The organism is Parabacteroides sp. AF39-10AC (assembly GCF_003635405.1).
Classification (GTDB): Bacteria; Bacteroidota; Bacteroidia; order Bacteroidales; family Tannerellaceae; genus Parabacteroides; species Parabacteroides distasonis.
In genome coordinates this window covers 338,600-357,832 of record NZ_QTLP01000001.1, presented here as the reverse complement: position 1 = coordinate 357,832, position 19,233 = coordinate 338,600, and the positions used below count along the sequence as shown (strand labels likewise).

Below are 19,233 nucleotides of genomic sequence, written 5' to 3'. Positions count from 1 at the left end.
TCAAAAATGATTAATCTGCGTACATTTGTCGCATCAGTGTTATTAATAAATGAGCAAATGAAAACTCTAGAAAGATTTATCTCTTCTTCTGTGACGACTATCGTCCTTCTATTGATCTACGCCTTTGGCTTGGCTATCGCTACTTTTATTGAGAAGTATCATGGTACTGCCGCCGCTAAAGCGATGATTTACTATTCTCCTGTATTTTTCTTACTCCAATTCTTATTGGTAGCCAATTTCGTGGCTATCGTTATCAAGCACCAGTTACTTAAGCGGCGTAGATGGGGATTGATGGTCACCCATGCCGCCTTTATTGTCATCCTTCTGGGTGCCCTTATTTCCCACCTTTTCGGCGAGGAAGGAATCCTTCACCTGCGTGAGGGAGAGGCTAGCGATCGTATCATGATCCGTACCTCGGACCAGACTCTCTATCATACGCTTCCTTTTAGCGTAGAACTCGTGAAATTTACCTTAACCCGCTATCCCGGCTCTGCCAGTCCCTCTGCTTATGAGAGTGAGTTGCTGGTACATGTAGATGGACAGACTCGCCATGCCCGGGTATATATGAATAATGTATTAGACGTGAAAGGCTATCGCTTCTTCCAAGCCTCCTATGACCCGGATGAGCAAGGAACGGTACTTTCCGTGAACCGAGATGTGGCCGGAAGGAATATTACGTATACCGGCTACGTGATTTTAGTGATCGGCTTTATACTTTGCTTGGTAGGTAAAAACTCCCGTTTCATGAAATTAAGCCGACAGTTGAAAGATTTAAGATCGGGCGCTCGTAAAACGACCCTGTTAGTAGCGATTCTTCTTTCCGTAGGGGGCTTGCGGGCGCAAGGTGCAGCCGCTCCCGAGATGAAGGAGGCCATACAGAAATATGCGATAAGTCCGGAACACGCCGCTAAGTTCGGTGCGTTGCCGATCCAATCGGTAAGCGGACGTATGTTGCCGATCAATACATTTTCTTCCGAGGTACTGCGAAAGTTGCATAAATCGGATCAGTTCGGTTCCTTGAACTCTGATCAGTTCTTGTTGAGTGTCTTGGCTATGCCGGATATGTGGGTCCGGGTGCCGTTTATCGCCTTGTCTAATAGTGAGCTGGCTAATTATTACGACCTTACGGATAAGGATTGCGCCTATATAGAGGTATTCGATAGTAACGGACGCTATAAATTGCAAGAGAAGCTGGAAGAGGCCTACAATAAAATGCCAGCGGAGCGTACCCGCTTCGATAAAGACTTGATCAAGCTGGATGAGCAGGTAAATATCTTCCATCAATTGATCAATTACCAGATGTTAAACCTTTTCCCGAAAGAGGACGACCCGGATCACAAATGGTATGCGCCGGGCGATGATTTATCGGCGTTTTCCGGAAAGGACTCCATGTTCGTTACCCACATTATGGGCTGGTATTTATCGGAGGTACAGGAAGGATTGAAGAGTGGTGATTGGGAGAAAGCGGACGAGGTAATCGGAATGATCCATACGTATCAGCAAGCCAAGAATAAGACGGTAGACATTCGCCCTGAGAAAATACAGGCCGAGATTAAATATAATCAAATGGATGTATTCCGGCAATGTAAGAAAGGGTACTTGATTTTGGGAGGCTTGTTGCTGGTCTTCGCTTTCGTGGCCTTATTCAAGAAGGAAAAATGGGTTACCTATATGACTTGGTTATTGAGTCTGGGCATTTTGGCCGTATTCGTTTTCCATATGTATGGGATGGGAATGCGGTGGTATATCGCAGGTTACGCCCCTTGGAGCAATTCGTACGAGACGATGATTTATGTGGCTTGGGCTACGGTGTTCGCCGGGTTGTTGTTCGTACGCAAGAGTACGCTTACGTTTGCGTTGGCTACTTTATTCGGGGGGATCATCTTGTTCGTGTCCGGCTTGAGTTGGATGGACCCGCAGATCAATCCGCTGGTTCCGGTCTTGAAATCCCCATGGTTGATGTTCCATGTGGCGGTTATCGTGGGAGCTTACGGTTTCTTCGGTATTAGCTGTCTGATCGGCTTGACGAATCTGGTGATGATGAGCGTAAGCGGGGAGAAGAACAGCGTGATGCTCAAAGAACGGGTACGAGAATTGAGTATCGTGAACGAGATGTCACTTTGGATCGGATTGGCCCTGATGACGATCGGTACTTTCTTGGGAGCGGTCTGGGCGAATGAGTCGTGGGGACGTTATTGGGGCTGGGACCCGAAGGAGACGTGGGCGTTGATTACGATGGTGATATATGCGATCGTGACGCATCTCCGCTTGATACCGAAATGCAATAACCTGTGGTTGTTTAATTTTACGTCTATCTTGGCCTTCTATTCGGTGTTGATGACCTTCTTCGGTGTGAATTATTTCTTGAGTGGCATGCACTCTTATGGCCAGAATGACAACGTGAACGGGATATTTATTTATCTTTATCTGTCGATCATCCTAGTATTGGGGGCTGGCTTTATATCCTATCGGAAGAGAACGAATTTTAATAATATAATTGTCTAACTATAAATTGAATAGATCATGAGAACATTTAATCACGTAGGAATTGTCACTACGGAAAGTAAAGAAGGGGCGGTTTATAACGAAGGCCTGAGTGTATGGTTGACGGATTACAGCAAGAGTCCGAACCGGATCGAGTTCTTGAAATTCGAGAAAGGCAGCTGCTTACCGGAGTTGGTACAGACCAATGGCCATATCGCTTATACGGTTCCTTGTTTGGAAAAAGAGTTGGAAGGTAAGAAGGTAATCTTCGGCCCGGCTGTTTGCGACGAGCACTTGACGATCGCTTTCATCGAGGAAGAAGGTATCGCTATCGAGATCATGGAACTAAAATAATTCGTAAATCAAAATTTATAAATCTAAAGGAGGATAATACCATGTCAGACATCAAGACAAAATTCATAAATGATCCTGAGAATATTACGGCTGAGTTATTGGAAGGTTATGCGTTAGCGTATCCGAATCAAGTAAAGTTGGCGGCTGAGAATATCGTCGTACGTGCTAACCCGAAAGGCAATGATAAGGTAGCGATCGTTACCTTAGGCGGTTCCGGTCATGAGCCTGCCTTGAGCGGTTTCGTAGGAGAGGGCATGTTGGATTGCTCCGTCGTGGGTGACGTATTCGCCGCTCCGGGTGCCCAACGTTTGTTTCAGGCACTGCAATTGATGGATCGTGAGGCCGGGATCTTGCTGGTCGTATTGAACCATTCCGGCGACGTGATGAGCGCTAATATGGCTTGCCAGTTGGCTGCTCGTAAGGGTATCAAGGTGAAGAAATTACTTACGCATGATGATATCAGCGCAGGTATAGGGGCGAATGTAGATGATCGCCGTGGCTTGGCCGGTTGTGTTCCTTTGTATAAGATATTAGGTGCCGCCGCCGAGGAAGGGAAGTCTTTAGACGAGTTGATTGAGATGGGTGAACGCTATAATAAGAACGTGGCTACCTTAGCTGTCGCTATGCGTTCTTGTACGCATCCCCAGAACGGAGGTACGATCACGAATCTTCCCGATGGAATCATGGAGATCGGTATGGGCCAGCATGGCGAAGGCGGTGGTGGACAGAAACCGTTGGTATCCGCCGATGATACGGCAGCGGAGATGGTAGACCTACTTTGCCAGCAGTTACAGCCAAAAGCCGGTGATAAGATGTTATTGATCATTAACGGCGTAGGCGCTACTACCCATATGGAATTGAATATCATCTTCCGCAAGGCTTATAAGGAATTAGAGGCTCGTGGCTTGCAGGTGGTGGTAAGCCGTATCCAAGAGATCTTGACCGTACAGGAGCAAGCCGGATTCCAGATGATCATGGCGATCTTGGATGAGGATCATATCGATTATTTGAATAACAAACGTGCGGACGCACCTTATTGGACAACCCTAGGTAAATAAATAATATACATGAAACAACTTACTATCGAGGCCTTCAAGGCCATGTTAGACAATGCGCTGAAACAGATCAAGGCACGTGAGGAGGAATTTTCTAAATTGGATGCCGTAATCGGGGATGGAGATCATGGTACCGCTATCGTTGCCGCTATGACTGCCGTGAATAAAAGCGCTCAGTCTGGAACGGAGTTCAAGCAAATGCTTGGTGATATGGGTATGGACGTGATGATGGAAGTGAGCGGATCGACAAGTACCTTGCTCGGCGCTTTCTTCTTGGGCATGAGCGATCATGCAGAGGGAACCGAGTTGGATGCCGCAGGCGTGAAAGCTATGTTCGCCGGTGGCTTGGCGAATGTGCAACAACAAACCCAAGCGAAACGAGGCGACAAGACGATGATGGATGCCTTGATCCCGGCGGTGGAGGCTATGCAGGCTTGTACGTCGGATGATATCAAGGTGGTCTTGAACGCCGGCGCTAAAGCGGCGCTTGAAGGAGCGGAGGCTACGGTACCGATGAAAGCTAACTTTGGCCGTGCCCGTAACTATGGCGAGCGTTCGATTGGTTTCGCTGATAGCGGGGCTACTTCTTGGAGCTGTATGTTCGCTTCTTTTGCTGAGGCGCTATAAAATAATACACAGCGTGAGACGGGGCGTGCCCCGTCTCTATAAAATATAATAATATAACGAATAATAAATATGGCAGATTTAGATGATTTAAGAGAAGGTGCGGACTTCGGTTTAGGCATCAATTGTGAGAACCAGAGTTTCCATGTGAAGGGAGCCGAGAACTTACCTTGGGGTATGAAAGACCGTTTATCCCGTATCTTCAACCCGAAGACAGGCAAGGCGGTTATGCTTGCTTTTGACCATGGTTTCATCATGGGGCCGACTTCCGGTCTGGAGCGTATCGACTTGAATATCGTTCCTTTGATTGAATATGCGGATTGCTTGATGTGTACCCGTGGTATCCTGCAATCTACGATCCCTGCGAATACGACGAAACCGATTTGTCTTCGTTCGGACGCTGGAACGTCTATCCTTACGGATTTGAATGATAATGTATTGATCGATATAGAGGACGCTATCCGTATGAACGTCTCCGCCATGGCGGTTATGTTGGCTATCGGCGACGAGGCGCATGAGGCTAAGACTGTGGCTAACTTATATAAGGCGGTCGATAAGGCTAGCCGTTACAATATCCCGGTAATGGGTGTTACCGCCGTTGGTAAGCAAATGGCTCGAGACGCTCGTTATTTCGGTCTGGCTTCCCGTATCTGTGCGGAGAATGGCGCTAATATCGTGAAGACCTACTATTGTGAGGGCTTCGAGAAGGTAGCCGCCGCTTGCCCGGTTCCCGTGGTAATCGCCGGTGGTAAGAAATTACCGGAGAAAGAGGCGTTGGAATTATGTTATAATGCGATTAACGACGGTGCGGCCGGCGTGGATATGGGACGTAATGTATTCCAGAGTACTTCTCCTGTCGCCATGATCCAGGCGGTTCATGCGGTCGTGCATCAAGGTATCACGCCTAATCAGGGATATGAGTTGTTCCGTGACTTAGCGAAATAAAGAAGAATGAACCAATGTGTCGTTTCGCTAAATGTGTCAATATGCCAATGCGAATACAACACACATGATCTTTTTTTGCAGGGTGGATCCCATGTGTCCATCCTGCTATAATTGGCATATTATCTAATTAGTACATTATTATATACCATGAAAATCTATACTTTTATATTATCCGCATGCCTGCTACTCGTATGTTCCGCATGTCATGAGGCGTCGCATCATCTTTTATTAGGCGGTTCCGGCTGGGACAAGATCGCCATCGTAAACAAGAACACGAAAGAAATTGAATGGGAGCATCCCTTGGAAAAAGGATGGGAATGTAATTCCGTAGCTGTTACTCCCGATCGGAATATCCTTTTTTCCTATTCGAAAGGGGCAAAGCTAATCACCCGGGATCATGAGGAGGTCTGGAATATCTCCGCTCCGGAAGGGTGTGAGATGCAGACAGCCCGTGTACTTTCCAACGGTAATTATTTATTGGCGTGGTGTGGAAACCCGGCTACGATCATGGAAGTGAACGCAAAAGGAGAGATCCTGTCGAAAACAGATTTCGATACCCGAATTGAGCAACCCCATGCACAATTCCGTCAAGTAAACAAGAATAAGCGGGGCAATTATCTAGTGCCCTTGTTCGCTACCTCCGAGATCCGGGAAATATCCCCGTCCGGTCAATTGCTGAAAAGCGTGAAAGTAGACGGTAACCCGTTTAGCGTGGCTGCGTTGGATAACGGTAATTATCTGGTCGCTTGCGGTGATGCCCATTGCTTCATAGAGCTGAATTTCGAGACCGGAGATATCGTTCGCAAGGTGAATGCGAACGATATCGAGGGAGCCCAGCTTTTCTTTGTTGCCCAGTTGCTCCCTAAACGGGACGGTGGTTTGTATATCTGTAACTGGCAAGGCCATGACGGAGAGGCTGCGAAAGGACATTACCCGCAGTTGATCGAGATAAACGGAGCCGGAAAGATGGTCTGGGATTTGAATGATAACGCTACCTTCGGGATGATCTCCTCTATTTGTCCGATCGATTAAAGATATATCCGGATTATTAATTATATTTGTACACCTAAATTCTAAATAAAGCATGGAAGAGAAAAACACGAATGCTACTAAACGTCGAAACCCTGTGACTTGGGTCCCTAGTGTCTATTTTGCTATGGGATTGCCTTTTGTAGTGCTGAACATGGTTACCGTACTCATGTTTAAGGGATTGGATATATCGGATGCCCAGATTGCGTTATGGACCTCGGTTATCATGTTACCTTGGACCTTAAAGCCTTTATGGAGCCCGTTTTTGGAAATGTATCGTACTAAGAAATTCTTTGTCGTATTGACCCAGTTGTTATCCGGTTGCTTATTCGGTTTAGTGGCCTTGGCGTTAAACTTGCCGAGTTTCTTTGCTCTATCTATCGCATTATTAGGTATTATAGCGCTTAGCGGGGCTACGCATGACGTGGCAACGGATGGCGTTTATATGAAAGAGCTCTCGCCGGAGGATCAAGCCAAATATATCGGTTGGCAAGGTGCGTTTTACAATTTGGCGAAGATCGTAGCCACGGGTGGTCTGGTTTATCTGGCGGGTTATATGATGCAATATTTTACCGGGATAGGATTGGAGAAAGAGGCCGTGATATACGCTTGGATGATCGTTATGTTGCTTTGCGGTACGATCATGATCCTGCTTGGTTTTTATCATATGAAGATGTTGCCTTCGGGTGGGAAAGCCGCTACCAGAGAACATTCGTTGAAGGAAAGTATGGCTGAGCTATGGCTGGTCTTCAAGGAGTTCTTCACGAAGAAGTATATCGTGTGGTATATCTGTTTCATCATATTGTATCGTTTTGCCGAGGGTTTCGTGATAAAGATCGTACCTTTGTTCTTGAAAGCTCCGATAGCTGATCAAGGATTAGGACTAACGGAGCAAGAAATCGGTTTGTATTATGGTACGTTTGGGGCGGCGGCGTTCGTGCTGGGTTCTTTGCTTGGTGGATATTATATCTCGGCCAAGGGATTGCAAAAGGTATTGTTTACGCTTTGTTGTTGTTTCAATATACCGTTTTTGGTATACACGTTCTTGGCGTGTTTCCAGCCTGATAATGGTCTCATTATCGCTTCCGCCATCGTATTCGAGTATTTTGGCTATGGATTCGGTTTCGTGGGCTTGATGCTGTTTATGATGCAACAGGTAGCTCCGGGCAAGCATCAGATGGCGCATTATGCGTTCGCCTCAGGTATCATGAACCTTGGCGTAATGCTTCCGGGAATGATGAGCGGTTTCGTGAGCGACTGGCTAGGTTATAAGTATTTTTTTATCGTGACCTTGCTGGCGATGATCCCTTCATTCTTGGTAGCCTATTTCGTACCGTTCACGTATGACGATAAAGGTAATAAGTTAGTACAGTAATATTTTAATAGGATTAGTTATGGATAATTTGAAAATCGTAGGCGCTCCGCTGCCTGATATGCCTTGGGAAGATCGTCCCGAGGGTAGCAAAGAAGTATTGTGGAGATATTCGAAGAACCCGGTGATTCCTCGTGATATCCTTCCGACATCGAACAGCGTGTTCAACAGTGCTGTTGTCCCTTTCAAAGGTGGTTATGCCGGTGTGTTCCGTTGCGACGATACGAATCGCCGGATGCGTTTGCACGTAGGTTTTAGCGCAGATGCCATTCATTGGAGTATCTCCGAGACAAAACTCGAGTTTGAGTGCGACGACAAGGAGATCGGCGAGTTTGTTTACGCCTACGACCCCCGTGTATGTTTTATCGAGGATCGTTACTATGTGACTTGGTGTAACGGTTATCATGGCCCGACGATCGGCGTGGCTTACACGTTCGATTTCGAGACCTTCCATCAGCTGGAGAACGCTTATCTGCCTTTCAACCGTAATGGCGTGATGTTCCCTCGTAAGATTAACGGAAACTTCGCCATGTTGAGCCGTCCGAGCGACAACGGTCATACTCCGTTCGGCGATATATTCTATAGCGAGTCTCCGGATATGTGTTTCTGGGGTAAACATCGCCACGTGATGTCTCCGGCTGCGTTCGAGGATAGCGCTTGGCAGTGTACGAAGATCGGTGCGGGCCCTATCCCTATCGAGACTTCCGAGGGCTGGTTATTGATTTACCACGGCGTGCTTCGTTCTTGCAACGGGTATGTGTATAGCTTCGGTTCCGCTATCTTGGATTTGGAGCAACCTTGGAAAGTGAAATTCCGCTCCGGACCTTATTTGTTGTCCCCGCAAAAGGATTACGAGTGCATGGGAGACGTTCCGAACGTAGTCTTTCCCTGTGCCGCCTTGCATGATCCGGAGACGAAACGTATCGCTATCTATTACGGCTGCGCGGATACGGTAACAGGATTGGCTTTTGGCTATATTGATGAGATTTTGGACTTTACGAAGAAGAATTCTATCATTTAACAGACTCGAGAAGAACAATATACTTTTGTTGTCGAAACAATATACTTTTACACACGAAAGTATATTGTTTTAGAACAAAAAGTATATTGTTTTTTTTATTAGGTAAAAGAGTAAGAGTTATGACAAAGATACAACAGTTTTTGGCAGATCTGCCCGAGGAGAAGAAAGCCTTGTTTGTCCCTGTTTTCGGGAGCATGGAGAAATTTTATACGGTAGTTTACTTGATCGCCCGGAATGAGCACGTCACTGATCAGGAGAAGCCAGATCGTTATGAGGATCGTTTACAGGTGATTCGCCAGATACGTAACCGGGTGGAGAAACTAGTTTCCTCGTATGGCTTGGACGGAGGGGAGATCGTAGCCGATATCGCCAGCGACTATTTTGAGGATTATGTCAATTACAAAGAGCCGGAGCTAGACATTACGAATGATGAGTTTATCGCTATCCTCCAGAAAATATAGGAGATAAATATAATTTTATTGTGTGATAGTATCTTTTTGATTGTGAAAAAGCAATCTTGTAAGTCTAAAATGAAAAACAAAAGCTTGTAAGGTTGCTTTTTGTTTTATTATTCTTAACTTGCGGCATCATTATTTAAAAATGTAGGCAGATGATGCAAGAGTTGAATAACTTACTATCCCTTATTGACGCTCATTTTGGAGGATCACAATGGTTTGTTTTTCTATTACTGGGAACCGGATTGTTCTTTACGGTCTATCTTCGGTTTCCGCAATTGCGCTTTTTCGGGCATGCGATCAAGGTCGTGCGGGGGAAGTACGACAATAAGCAAGACATAGGAGATACCTCCCATTTCCAAGCGTTGGCAACTGCTCTTTCGGGCACGGTGGGGACCGGTAATATCGCCGGTGTCGCTCTGGCCATACATCTAGGTGGTCCTTCTGCCTTGTTTTGGATGTTGATGACGGCGTTCTTGGGTATGACTACCAAGATGGTAGAGGTCACCCTTTCCCATAAGTATCGTGAGCAGACGGAAGATGGTACGATTTCCGGCGGTCCGATGTATTATATGAAGCATCGTTTGCATATGCGTTGGTTGGCGGGACTTTTTGCGGTCGCTACTATTTTCTCCTCTTTCGGTACGGGTAGTCTGCCACAGGTAAATAGCATCTCGAACGCCATGTTTTCGGCGTTCGGTATTCAGCAATATATTACCGGGGCGGTTTTATCGGTCTTGCTGGGATTGATCGTGATCGGGGGAATCAAGCGTATAGCGCAGGTTACCGAGAAGTTGGTACCTTTTATGGCGGTCGTCTATCTGCTCGGTGCCTTCAGCATATTGGCCTATAATTACCAGCATATCCTACCTTCGTTTATCTCTGTTTTCTCGAATATCTTTTCCGGTACGGCGGCTACGGGTGGTTTCTTAGGAGCGACGGTTGTCTGGGCTTTTAACCGAGGTGTGAACCGTGGATTATTCTCGAATGAGGCGGGGCAAGGTTCCGCTCCGATCGCTCATGCGGCAGCCAAGACGGAAGAGCCGGTATCCGAGGGTATGGTCGCTTTATTGGAGCCGTTCATCGATACGATCGTGATTTGTTCGATAACCGGCTTGGTTCTATTGTCATCCGGTACTTGGCTGAAAAAGTTTGAGAATAAGTTTCAGCAGGCGGATACGGTAGTCTTGTCCGGTGCTTATCATGAATCGGACCCGGACGGTAAATCCGCAGTGTCGGAGCATGTACTAGGGAATAAGCCCCTGCCTTTTTATACAGGCTCCTTGGAGGTCCGGAACGGACAGATCCTAAATACGGATATAACGTTACTACACGCACGTTCCTTTGCGGATAGCGTGCGGGTCAAGGAAGGGAAGGAGGTGTTGTTTAGTGGTACGCTCTCTGTACGTGACGGACGTATCGAATTACCTATGAATAAAGAGCGTGCGGTGTATTTAACCGGTAAGTCGCTGCTTCATTCCGCCCCCTTGTCTACGGAGGCGTTTAAGAAAGGTTTTTTAGGGGATTGGGGGCAGTTTATTATTCCGTTTTCCCTGTTGTTGTTTGCGTTTTCTACAACGATAGCATGGTCTTACTACGGTGATCGGGCGGTGACCTATCTTTGGGGAACGAAATATGTCCGTATTTACCACGTAATCTATATTGTCGGATTTTTCTTGGCCTCGTTCACGGATACTACTATTGTTTGGACATTATCCGGTATCACCGTGGCTTTGATGACGCTCCCGAACTTGATTGGTATCTTGCTGTTACATAAGGAAGTGAAAAGCTCTGTCAATGAGTATTGGCGACGGATGAAAGAGAAGTTATGAATGTCAATAACATTTTTTGTGTATAATACGCTTTGTATGTGTTTAATAACGCCTATCTTTGCCAATTGCCGGAATTTCAGGTTCTGGGTATTAGTTGAGAAGAGTAATGATTGAGAGTTGGCAAAGTTTTGATTGAATGAAGTATTTTACAAGGTTAATACGCTGGATATCTTCACAGGAGCATTTATATTTCTTATTTGCCCTGTTATTTATCATCCCAAACTGTGTGTTCTTTTTTACGGAACCGCTTCCCGTCACGGTCGGTATCGCCTCGTTGCTGATACCTTTGGCCTTTTGGATGTGTGTTTTATTAGTGGCCCGTAAACCGGGGATCGTGGTTTGGTGCCTGTTGCCGAAGGTTATATTAGATGGGGGGCAGTTGGTGCTTCTGTATCTTTTCGGACAGTCCGTGATAGCGGTTGATATGTATTTGAACCTTACCAGCTCGAACGCTTCCGAGGCTAGTGAGTTATTGGGGAATATCATTCTGGTGATCGGTTGCGTATTCTTTTTCTATACATTACCTACGCTGGTGCTCGCTTGTCGTTCGATACGGCAGAAAGAGAAACTGCGAAATCCTTTCCGGAAGAAATGGGCCAAGATCAGCCTAGGCGTGTTTGTCGTGGGTTTGCTCCTTTGCTTCCTGTCTCCTTCGCAAGATCACCGGTTCTCATGGAAGGACGATGTATATCCGGCTAACGCCCTATACAATTTATATTTCGCCATAAATAAGGCGGAGAGGAACAGCAAGTATCATATTACTTCCGCCGACTTTAAGTTCGACGCCACTAAGCCGGAGCAAGCGGAGGGAAAACGGGAGATCTACGTCTTGGTAGTGGGAGAGACCTCCCGTGCTATGGAATGGAGCCTTTACGGATACGAGCGCAAGACGACTCCCCGTATGGAGGCTTTAGACGGATTGGTGCATTTCACGGATGTGGTGACGCAATCGAATAATACGCATAAAAGTGTCCCCATTATCCTGTCCGCTGCCAGCGCCGAGAATTATGGAGTCCTTTACGACGAGAAAAGTATCGTGACCGCTTTCAAAGAGGCTGGTTTCCGTACGCTCGTGATCGCCAACCAGAAACTAACGACCTCGATGATCGGCGCTTTTTACCGGGAGGCAGATACCTTTATCGATATGAGTGCATTTAATACGGGTTCTACGCTAACCTCCTTGCACGATGCGGCGATCCTGCCTTATCTAAAGAAGGAACTGGATAAAGAGGACGGTAATCTTTTCGTAGTACTTCATACTTATGGCTCGCATTTTAATTACCATGAACGTTATCCGAAGGAGTTCCGTTTCTATAGGCCGGATAAGGCGGAGGGAATTCGTGCCTCGTATAAAAAGGAGTTACGGAACGCTTATGATAATTCCATCCACTATACAGATTACGTGCTGGGGGAAATCGTGGATATGTTGGCGAAGACAAATGCTCCGGCATCCATGCTTTACTTAAGCGATCATGGAGAGGATATCTTCGATGATTCCAGAGCCCGTTATCTGCATGCGTCTCCGATACCGACCTATTACCAGTTGCATATCCCGTATGTGATCTGGTTCTCGAAGGCTTACCGGGAGTCATATCCCCAGAAATATCTGGAAGCGCAGGCACACGAGACTTATCCGGTTAGCACGAACAGCGTATTCCATACGATGCTTGATATAGCCGGTGTGCGGACTCCGGTGGCCGATTCCACGTTTGCCTTAACGAATCGTGCCTTCAAGGTACGTGACCGTATGTATCTGGGAGACCATGACGACCCGATCCCATTTTGGAAAGTCGGCTTAAAAAAGCAGGATTTTGAGATGATGGATAAATGGGATATCGCTTATGATAGGAATTAGACTGATCTCAACCGTATATGAAAGAACAAAGCGGACATATTACTAGCAAGGTGATATTAGGCTATATTTTGCTGATTACCATTGCGGTCTGCTCGGTCGCTTACATTTATAATATAGTAGAGAAAGTGGCCGAGGAGGACGAGCCGGATCATCAGGCACGCCGGAAGGTGTACTTGGTCACCAATACGCTCTCCTTGCTCTATGAAAGCGAGGCGTTGGGGCAGTTGGTAGGCATGCCCCAGAACGAGTTCCGCCACTTCAATCGTACGTTGAATAAGGCCCATAATAACATGGATTCGTTGAGGACCTTGGTGACGGACTCCATGCAACTCCTGAAAATAGATACGATCGACATACTGCTGGAGCGTAAGCGATGGAATACCCGTCGTTTGCTTGAGACTTGGCAGGAAGCGAACACGGAGCGTCTTTATACGGAGAATATTGAGAAAATAATTGCCGTCCGGGATACGATCGTAAACGAGGTGCAGGTACAAGAGCGGGTAGAGGTCAAGCAAGATACGGTGGTAGTTCCCCGTAAGAAGCGGGGATTCTTCAAGCGTTTGGCCGACGTGTTCTCTCCCGGCAAGGAAGATACCAGCATCGTGGTGAACACGACCCGGGAGATCGTTACCGATACGTTGGTGAACGCTTATAATCCGACCGATACAATTGTCAGCGTGCTGAAAAGCATCCAAGACAGTGTGGCTTGGCAACGGCAACAACTGATGGATCAGTTGTTGGAAAGGGCCTCTAACTTACGGTATAACAATAGCGTGATTACCCGGGAGATCAACCAGATGCTCCGTAATATCGAGGAGGAGGAGATGGAGGCGTCGCTGGAAAGGGTCTATAAGAAGCAGGTACTATTAAGGGAGACCTCCCATTTGATCGCCGGAATCGCGATCGTCTCCGTGGTAATCGCCTTTCTGTTCCTCTTCTTTATCTCACGGGATATCTCACGAAGTAAATATTACCGTATGCAACTGGAAAAGGCGAAACAGGTCGCCGAGAGCTTATTGCGAAGCCGTGAGAAGCTGATGTTGACGATCAGCCACGATATACGGGCTCCGCTTTCTTCCATCATCGGATATATCGAGCTTTTGCTACGCCGCCATCCGGACGAGCGTCAGCAATATTATTTGGAGAACATGAAAGGTTCCTCGGATCATATCCTTTCCTTGGTGAACGACCTGTTGGATTTCCAGCGGTTGGAGTCCGGCGAGATGGAGGTGCATAGCGTTCCCTTCCGTGTCCCAGTCTTGTTCGATGAGATCTATACCAGCTTCCAGCCGATAGCGGAGGCGAAAGGCTTGCGGTTTGTCTTGAACCTGAAACCTGAGGAGACTGGGCAAGTTTATATGGGCGACCCGATCCGTATCCGGCAGGTCGTAGGAAACCTCTTATCTAACGCTATCAAGTTCACGGAAGCGGGGCGAGTCGTTTTACTTGTCTCCCTCCAAAAACTTTCAATTATTAATTTTCAATTATCAATTACCGTAAGCGATTCCGGTCCGGGCATCCCGAAAGAGGAACAAGAGCGGATATTCGGGGAGTTTACTCGCCTTGCCGATACGGAAGAGGTGGAAGGTTTCGGTCTGGGCCTCTCCATCACCCGTAAGCTTCTGTCCTTGATGAACGGTACGCTTGCTTTGGATAGTACCCCGGGGAAAGGCAGTGATTTCACGATCTTGCTACCTCTTCCCTTGGCCGATAATCAATCTTTGCCGGACGTAACGGCGGAGGCTCCGGATGCTGGTGAGGCCGAGGCTTTACCCTTGTTTGAGGGGCAAGATGTCTATTGTCTTCTGGTAGATGACGATCCTCTACAACTGGCCTTGACGGAGGAACTCTTGAAGCAGAGTCACGTGCAGGTGGTAGGTTGTACGAATCCGCATAACGTCCTCGAGCTATTGCGGAACACCGTATTCAACGCCATTATCACCGATATACAGATGCCGACGCTGGATGGCTATCATTTACTGGAGCGGATACGTACGTCCGGTATCCCCGGAACGGATGAGATCCCGGTGATCGCCCTATCTGCCAGTATCGCCAAGGAGCACGAGCATTATCTGGAGGCTGGTTTCACGGGTTTCTTGAACAAGCCGTTTACCGCCGCCCAATTAATCTCCTTGCTGAATGAGTTGCTGACACTCCATCTGGAGGCAAGGAGCGAGTTGAATTTCTCTTCGTTGACCGCTTTTGCCGGAGAGGATCCGGAGGCCTCAGCCTCTATACTGAAAACCTTCTCGGAGGAAACCCGCAAGAGCATCGACTTACTTCGGGATGCGTTAGAGGGAAAAGACCGGGAGGAAGCCTCCCGGATATCTCATAAGTTGATTCCCCTGTTCACGATGCTGGGGGCCAATTCATTGGTACAACACCTGCGGATCTTGGAGAAGAATGATGAGGAACTGACCGATTCCGGCTGGTACCACCTGCTGGGCGAGGTAATCGAGCAAGCGCTTGCTATCGTGAAGGATGCGGAGTCCGCCATCGGGTAATCTTGTGGAATCCGGTGTGGAATAAATACCCATCCGTGGAATGCCTTTCCCCATGCTTTTGAAATAAAATTCCACTTTATAGAAACAAAATTTATCTATTACTTGTTAAAGGATAAGTAGTTAGATATTCATTATCGTGCGTTTCGCTGGCTTTGGCACGATATTCGCTATCTATTTAATGAAATCGCAAGTGGGCGTTTCTACATTTAAACCGTTAAAAACAAAAGTCATGAATTTATTCATGGCGAAAGATTAAGTCCTGAGTATTCAATTTAAGTCTGCAAAAGAAAAAGGCATCCTTTCGAGGATGCTTTTTCTATTTAGTTTCGTTACTTTTGCCACGAAATAATAAAATCTACTGAATCATATCATGGAACACGCACTACAATCCCGACCTCGTATCGAGGTGGTCGACGCATTACGAGGATTTGCCGTTATGGCTATTATCCTATTGCATAATATCGAGCATTTTAACTTGTATAATTTTCCGGAGGCTACTACCGATTTTATGAAAGCCTTGGATAAAGGGGTATGGGATACCTTGTTCTTCCTCTTTTCCGGGAAGGCGTACGCTATTTTCGCCCTGCTGTTCGGTTTTAGCTTCTTTATCCAGTTTGATAACCAAGCGAGGAAAGGGAAGGACTTCCGGCTTCGTTTTTTCTGGCGGTTGGTGCTCCTATTCTTTATCGGTTGCTTCAACGCATCGTTCTTCCCGGGGGAGATCTTGGTGCTTTATTCGATCTTGGGTATTGTGTTGATACCGGTTTGCAAGTTGAGTAATAAGGTGGTCTTGGCGATCGCCGTGGTCTTGATGCTACAGCCTATGGAGTGGGGTAAATTCATGTATGCCCTGATGCATCCGGAATATGTGGCATCCAAGGAACAATGGCTGGTGCACTGTATGCGGATCTATCCGTATATGGAAGGTACCAGCTTTTGGGAAATGGTCAAGTCCAATCTGTGGGACGGGCAGCTGTATAGCCTTCTCTGGGCTTGGAGCTATGGACGTTTCTTCCAGACATCGGCTCTCTTTATGCTGGGCATGTTGTTGGGACGCAAGGGATTGTTTGTCGATCTGGAGAAGCACCGGACGTTTTGGACAAGGACCTTTGTTATCGGGGTAGTTTGTTTCATTCCCCTCTATTATCTGTCCCTTTCCCTACCCGGTTTGCTGGAGCGTACCGAAGAGCTTCGCCCGATGAGCACGATCGTGTCTTCCTTGCGTAATTTCTCGTTCATGTGCGTATTGGTATCCTCCTTTATCTTCTTGTGGCAGTGGAAGGCGCCGCATAAGGTGCTTCACGGGCTTGTGCCTTACGGGAAAATGAGCTTGACGAATTACCTCACGCAATCGATGGTAGGCTCTTTTATCTATTTCGGATACGGTTTATCCCTGTATGACGATCTGGGGACGACCGCCAGCTTCGCCGTAGGAATCCTTCTTTTCATTCTCCAGCTAGGTTTTTGCCACTGGTGGTTAGCCCATCATAAACAAGGTCCTTTCGAGGGAGTATGGCGTAAAGCTACGTGGATGTTTTCTTGATTCGTTTTATTTATTTACCTTTGTGGTTACTATAAATAATCTGAGTGGGTATGTTGTCGATTCTAATCGTTGAAGATGATATAACTTTTTCCTTGATGCTTACCACATGGCTGGGTAAGAAAGGGTTTGTCGTAATATCCTCGTCCTCTGTTTCCGATGCTAAACGGAGGCTGGGGGAGGAAGCGTTCGATTTGGTTATATCGGATTTACGCCTGCCGGATAGTGACGGGATCGACTTATTGAAATGGCTGAAGAATACCCATCCTTCCTTACCCCTTATCATGATGACCAGTTATGCGGAGATACAAACGGCGGTTCAGGCGATGAAGCTGGGGGCGGCGGATTATATTGCCAAGCCGCTGAACCCGGATGAGTTGCTGGGAAAGATCAAGGAACTTGTGTACGTGGAGGAGAAGGCTCCGGCGAGAGTCCCGGTTTCTTCGGCCCCGGATCTTTATATCGAGGGGCAGAGCCAAGCGGCCCGCCAGCTTTATGAGCATGTGCGTTTGGTGGCTCCGACGGATATGTCGGTATTGGTGACCGGCGCTAGCGGTACCGGTAAGGAGTATATCGCCCGTCGGATCCACGAGCAAAGTAATCGTAGCAAGGCTCCGTTTGTCGCCGTGGATTGCGGCGCTATCCCCAAGGAATTGGCGGCTTCCGAGTTCTTCGGCCACGTGAAAGGTTCTTTTACGGGGGCGATCGAGAACAAGACTGGGGCGTTTGTGGCGGCTCAAGGCGGTACGATATTTTTGGATGAGATCGGGAACCTGACGTATGAGGTACAGGTTCAGCTATTGCGTGCCCTACAGGAGCGCAAGGTAAAGCCGATCGGGAGCAATCAGGAGATCGCTATCAACGTGCGCTTGATATCCGCGACGAACGAGAACTTGCGGCAGGCGATCGAGAAAGGAGATTTCCGTGAGGACCTGTACCATCGTATCAATGAGTTCACGATCCGTATCCCGGACTTGAAAGAGCGAAAAGAGGATTTGCTCTTGTTCGCCAACCACTTCCTCGATCTGGCGAATAGCGAGCTCCAGAAAGATATCATCGGTTTCGACAACGATACCATGCAATTGTTCCAATCCTATTCTTGGCCGGGTAACCTGCGGCAGATGAAGAACGTTATCAAGTACGCTACCTTATTGGCGACCGGTCGATACATCACCCGCAAGGAACTCCCGGAGGAACTGACGGAGAACCTCTCTTCGCACACCAACATCCAGCTTAAGAACGTGGAGCATGAACGTGACCTTATCCGTAAGGCCCTCCAAGAGTGCGGCAATAATAAGACTCGTGCGGCCCAGTTATTGGGCATCGACCGGAAGACGCTTTACAATAAGCTGAAGATTTATCAGTTGGATTGAAAATTCCGTGTTTTATGTGAGTGCTTAAGGCCTATTGGGAGCCTCTGGCTTGTATGATGGGTCTGTTGCGAAATAGAAGCTTATTCTGACTATTTGCTTCATATTATACGAATATGTTGACATACCCTTCGTGCGAAAGTGACAAGATAATGAGATAGGCGTGGCAATAAACACGCTTTTTCTTGAAAAAGGGGCCGATTTTGTACACGATAGGTGGCGAAACCTGTTGCGATAGGTCGTATTGCCCAATGCCGATACTCGCATTAGGCATTATGAGCGGCCGTGCATAGGGTTATGAGTACTCATGAATGGGCATTCTTACCGTGCTATAACCCTATCGTAACACTGCTTTTACCCTTTTCTTGCCTCAAAATATGAGATATGATGAATTAATTTCTCTGGAGCGAAAGGCTATTTTTCAGTATTCGTCTATCAACGAGACGAATGCTGTTTTTTCTTCTCGTATTTGGGAGCAATCCGTACCTTTGCCCGAAAAAATCGATTCTCCGAGACTTTGGTTTTCATTTTGTCAAATTGCCAGATGGCATGTTATTGCCAAGAGAAAATCGCTAGGGACCTTCTCCACATCGGCACCAACCACCTTTGCCGGGAACAGTAACTTTGGCTGATAAGCTGATTGAATGGTTGGAGTAGGGTGAATAGTCTTTTATTATTCTTTTTTAACATGGTATGAAATAAATATTGTCTATTTATCAAAGGTGTTTTCTTTGGGGCATTATTAATTATAGTTAATTGATGTGATAATATTTGTGCGTTTAAGAACTTCGCA

Annotated in this window: 14 protein-coding genes; all 14 read left to right on the top strand. The window is 47.0% G+C overall.

Translation table 11 applies throughout. The annotated features are described in order from the left end of the window. Nucleotides 1-57: 57 nt before the first annotated feature. The 14 genes from ccsA to DW033_RS01455 all read left to right on the top strand — a co-directional run bounded on the left by ccsA (nucleotide 58) and on the right by DW033_RS01455 (nucleotide 18,443). Nucleotides 58-2,505 (top strand): cytochrome c biogenesis protein CcsA, encoded by a 2,448-nt coding sequence (ccsA, locus tag DW033_RS01520; protein WP_022192621.1) that lies wholly within the window; start codon nucleotides 58-60, stop codon nucleotides 2,503-2,505. Nucleotides 2,506-2,523: 18 nt separating this feature from the next. Beyond that, nucleotides 2,524-2,838, top strand: a complete 315-nt coding sequence (locus DW033_RS01515; protein WP_005857750.1) for a hypothetical protein — start codon at nucleotides 2,524-2,526, stop codon at nucleotides 2,836-2,838. 41 nt (nucleotides 2,839-2,879) lie between these two features. After that, nucleotides 2,880-3,896, top strand: a complete 1,017-nt coding sequence (locus DW033_RS01510) for a dihydroxyacetone kinase subunit DhaK (RefSeq protein WP_122132342.1) — start codon at nucleotides 2,880-2,882, stop codon at nucleotides 3,894-3,896. A 9-nt stretch (nucleotides 3,897-3,905) separates the two neighbouring features. Continuing rightward, nucleotides 3,906-4,520 carry a DAK2 domain-containing protein gene (locus DW033_RS01505; protein WP_008772437.1) on the top strand — a complete coding sequence of 205 codons (615 nt, stop codon included), beginning with the start codon at nucleotides 3,906-3,908 and terminating at the stop codon, nucleotides 4,518-4,520. Between the two features lie 69 nt (nucleotides 4,521-4,589). Continuing rightward, entirely contained in the window at nucleotides 4,590-5,462 is an 873-nt protein-coding gene (gene lsrF / locus DW033_RS01500; protein ID WP_022192624.1) for a 3-hydroxy-5-phosphonooxypentane-2,4-dione thiolase, read from the top strand. Nucleotides 5,463-5,609: 147 nt separating this feature from the next. Next, complete coding sequence (locus DW033_RS01495; protein ID WP_008772435.1) at nucleotides 5,610-6,494, top strand: hypothetical protein; 885 nt, start codon at nucleotides 5,610-5,612, stop codon at nucleotides 6,492-6,494. A 52-nt stretch (nucleotides 6,495-6,546) separates the two neighbouring features. Beyond that, nucleotides 6,547-7,866 carry an MFS transporter gene (locus DW033_RS01490; protein ID WP_057319652.1) on the top strand — a complete coding sequence of 440 codons (1,320 nt, stop codon included), beginning with the start codon at nucleotides 6,547-6,549 and terminating at the stop codon, nucleotides 7,864-7,866. 19 nt (nucleotides 7,867-7,885) lie between these two features. After that, nucleotides 7,886-8,884, top strand: coding sequence for a glycoside hydrolase family 130 protein (locus DW033_RS01485; protein WP_005857736.1), 999 nt, complete (start codon nucleotides 7,886-7,888; stop codon nucleotides 8,882-8,884). 119 nt (nucleotides 8,885-9,003) lie between these two features. After that, nucleotides 9,004-9,345, top strand: a complete 342-nt coding sequence (locus DW033_RS01480) for a hypothetical protein (RefSeq protein WP_044544864.1) — start codon at nucleotides 9,004-9,006, stop codon at nucleotides 9,343-9,345. A gap of 149 nt (nucleotides 9,346-9,494) precedes the next feature. After that, nucleotides 9,495-11,171, top strand: coding sequence for a sodium:alanine symporter family protein (locus tag DW033_RS01475; protein WP_197735326.1), 1,677 nt, complete (start codon nucleotides 9,495-9,497; stop codon nucleotides 11,169-11,171). Between the two features lie 136 nt (nucleotides 11,172-11,307). Beyond that, a complete protein-coding gene (locus tag DW033_RS01470; RefSeq protein WP_122382322.1) occupies nucleotides 11,308-13,026 on the top strand; it encodes a phosphoethanolamine transferase in 1,719 nt (572 codons plus the stop codon). 17 nt (nucleotides 13,027-13,043) lie between these two features. Continuing rightward, nucleotides 13,044-15,530 carry an ATP-binding protein gene (locus DW033_RS01465; RefSeq protein WP_122382321.1) on the top strand — a complete coding sequence of 829 codons (2,487 nt, stop codon included), beginning with the start codon at nucleotides 13,044-13,046 and terminating at the stop codon, nucleotides 15,528-15,530. Between the two features lie 370 nt (nucleotides 15,531-15,900). After that, the gene (locus DW033_RS01460) at nucleotides 15,901-17,073 is read left to right on the top strand and encodes a DUF418 domain-containing protein (protein WP_005863017.1); all 1,173 of its coding nucleotides are present in this window, start codon (nucleotides 15,901-15,903) and stop codon (nucleotides 17,071-17,073) included. Nucleotides 17,074-17,123: 50 nt separating this feature from the next. Next, nucleotides 17,124-18,443, top strand: coding sequence for a sigma-54 dependent transcriptional regulator (locus tag DW033_RS01455; protein WP_122382320.1), 1,320 nt, complete (start codon nucleotides 17,124-17,126; stop codon nucleotides 18,441-18,443). Nucleotides 18,444-19,233 lie beyond the last annotated feature (790 nt).